This window comes from Shewanella sp. 11B5 (assembly GCF_002836795.1).
In the GTDB taxonomy this organism is placed as follows: Bacteria; Pseudomonadota; Gammaproteobacteria; order Enterobacterales; family Shewanellaceae; genus Shewanella; species Shewanella frigidimarina.
On sequence record NZ_PJAP01000972.1, the window covers coordinates 1 to 2,866 of the forward strand.

General features: G+C 41.3%; 4 protein-coding genes. All 4 read right to left on the reverse strand.

Going from position 1 to position 2,866, the window contains the following annotated elements; translation table 11 throughout:
* Positions 1 to 87: 87 nt before the first annotated feature.
* The gene (locus tag CXF78_RS18990; protein ID WP_102037634.1) at positions 88 to 768 is read right to left on the reverse strand and encodes a nucleotidyltransferase family protein; all 681 of its coding nucleotides are present in this window, start codon (positions 766 to 768) and stop codon (positions 88 to 90) included.
* Complete coding sequence (maiA, locus tag CXF78_RS18995) at positions 755 to 1,405, reverse strand: maleylacetoacetate isomerase (RefSeq protein WP_102037635.1); 651 nt, start codon at positions 1,403 to 1,405, stop codon at positions 755 to 757. The genes CXF78_RS18990 and maiA overlap by 14 nt, the downstream gene beginning before the upstream one ends.
* A gap of 98 nt (positions 1,406 to 1,503) precedes the next feature.
* Positions 1,504 to 2,490, reverse strand: coding sequence for a fumarylacetoacetate hydrolase family protein (locus CXF78_RS19000; RefSeq protein ID WP_102037636.1), 987 nt, complete (start codon positions 2,488 to 2,490; stop codon positions 1,504 to 1,506).
* A 237-nt stretch (positions 2,491 to 2,727) separates the two neighbouring features.
* On the reverse strand, positions 2,728 to 2,866 hold a 139-nt coding region (locus tag CXF78_RS19005; RefSeq protein WP_145991566.1), incomplete at its 5' end, for a TyrR/PhhR family helix-turn-helix DNA-binding protein.

Here is a 2,866-nt window from a genome sequence, read left to right on the forward strand (position 1 = left end):
GGATCACAAAACGAGAGCGTATAGAGATGAAAGAGGTATTTAACAGTTAGGTTTTGTGAGGTTGATCAAGCGAATTTTTGCTGATGACTATTCTGTAACCAATAGTTTGGAGTAATGTATTAACCATCCCTTTTGGGACACGCGATGATTAAAAATAGCCTTGTCACGCTTTGGATTTGGACTTAACGACAAATCAAACAAACAGGATAACCCAAACACACTCGTCACCTGTAATTGAAACTCAGCGGATGTTAGGTCATCAATTGAAGCTAATTTCACTCCAATAGCCGTCTGTTTTTCTGGCCAAAATGACATGGCATCAGCACAAGAAATATAGGCCATATCACCATTTCTAAGATGCATTCTCGCTTGATTTTTCACCGACCAAGGCAGATCAATCTGTTTAATCAACATCGCTTGTATTGCTTGATCTTCTGCGGAAGATGGATTGTTATCGCGCCAGTAAATCACATCAATGTCGTTTAAAGACTGTGAAGCCATGTTGTGCAAATTATCCCAAATCAAATTGCGTATAAAACCCGCGCTAATTAACCAGTCAGTGATCCCTTGTTGTTGCATCACTTTCTGGCACACCATTAACGCAGCTAGTCTGGTTTCATCTTGTTGCAACCACTGCCACAACAAGGACAATCGTTTAGCCTGTCCTTGTTGTAACTGATCAATGGCCACTTGATTTAACTGGGGCGGATTAAACTGGTGCTGATTAAACAAGGGCAGATTAAACAAAGTTTGATTATGTCGCGTCATGCTGTTGTTCTGGCGCAGCATCAACAAATGCAGGTAACTTATGGCACTCATCCCAAATTCTGACAATATTAGGATACGCAGCAAGCTCTAGATTAAAGCGTTTGGCATTATACACTTGCGGGATCAGACAAATATCGGCCAGCGAAGGAGTATCACCAAAACAGAAACGTCCAGAATATTGGCTTAACTGCTGTTCTAAAGCGGCAAAACCAAGGTGTATCCAATGGTGATACCAACGCATTTTATCTGCTTCTGATACGCCCATTTCGTTAACTAAATATTGTAATACTCGAAGATTATCTAAAGGATGAATTTCACATGCGATGGCTTGAGCCATGCTTCGAACAATGGCTCTATGCTCAATATTGCTTGGAAGTAACGGTTGCTGAGGGTGTTTTTCGTCGAGGTATTCCATAATCGCTAACGATTGCGATAAGTTAATCTCGCCTGACTCATTATTGTCGATAAACGTTGGCACAAGATCCGAGGGATTGAGTTGATGATAAGCCTCTGAGTGTTGCTCTCCGCCATTATTAACCAAATGAACTGAAATATGTTCTGCCGTTAACTGCTTTAAATTTAACGCAATACGAACCCGATATGCCGCACTTGAACGCCAATAGCCATAGAGTTTCATGTCAATTCCCTTACTTTTGTTTTATTCAGCCTAATAAAAAAGCAATAACGATTAACCGCTATTGCCTTTATATTTCGATTTACATCGCTTTCAAAATATTAAGCTTTGTATTCAACCACTTTTTGATCGATAGAACCAAAAATGCTCACACCGTTATCATCAAACATTTCAATGCGAACAGTGTCGCCAAAATGCATAAAGGGTGTTGAGGCTTTACCGTCGGCAATGATTTCAAGCATGCGCTTTTCCGCTAAACAGCTTGAACCTGCACTGCGATCGTAGTTAGAAATAGTACCAGAACCAATAATTGCACCTGCGCCTAATGGACGTGTTTTAGCCACGTGCTCTACTAACTGGCTAAAGTTAAACGTCATGTCAACGCCAGCATTCGGGCGACCAAATAGTTCACTGTTTAAATGAGTCACTAACGGCAAATGTACTTTGCTGTCTTGCCATTTATCACCTAATTCATCTGGGGTAATCGCAATGGGCGAAAATGCACTAGATGGCTTAGATTGAAAAAAGCCAAAGCCTTTGCCTAATTCGCCAGGGATTAAGTTACGCAGTGATACGTCGTTAACCAACATCAATAATTTGATGTGCTTAGTTGCATCTTCACTGTTAACACCCATGGCAACATCATCAGTAACAATAGCGATTTCTGATTCGAAATCGATACCGTATTCTTCGCTGGCCATTTGAATATCCGCTTTAGGGGCGATAAAACTGTCAGAACCACCTTGATACACCAATGGATCAGTCCAAAACGATGCTGGCATTTCAGCGCCACGTGCTTTGCGTACTAACTCAACATGGTTAACATACGCACTGCCATCGGCCCATTGGTAGGCTCGGGGTAAAGGGGATAAACAACGTGCTTCATCAAAATCTACTGCATTGTCCATCTGACCGGCGTTTAGTGCTTCATACAACTCATTAAGTTGTGGGTATAACAAATCCCAAGCATCTAATAATTGCTGCATAGTATGGGCAATAGCGGGTACCGCGACTGTTTTGGTCAAATCTTTACTGACTAACATCAATTGGCCGTCGCGACGTCCGTTGTGATAACTTGCAAGTTTCATTACTGCTCCTAAATTCTGGGTGAGATCTGCGTCCTACTAGAGACAAGACTCTCAATCTAACCATAGAAATAACCGATCGAGACGGAAAATCCTATAGTAAGTACCAAATCACATTTTTGTGGTGCTAATCGTGATTTGTAAATTATTCGTTACAAAACATAAAAGGCCACGTCAGCACTGATTGTCAGCGTTAAAATGACCAAAATGCCAGCGCTTGGCTGGCATTAAATCGTTACATTACTTTTTCTTACTAATACTGTAATCACGCAACTTGTTAGCAATAGCGGTGTGAGACACACCTAACTTTTTGGCTAATTGGCGTGTACTTGGGTACGCGGGATATAACCGACGTAATAAACTGGCTTCATATTCTTTC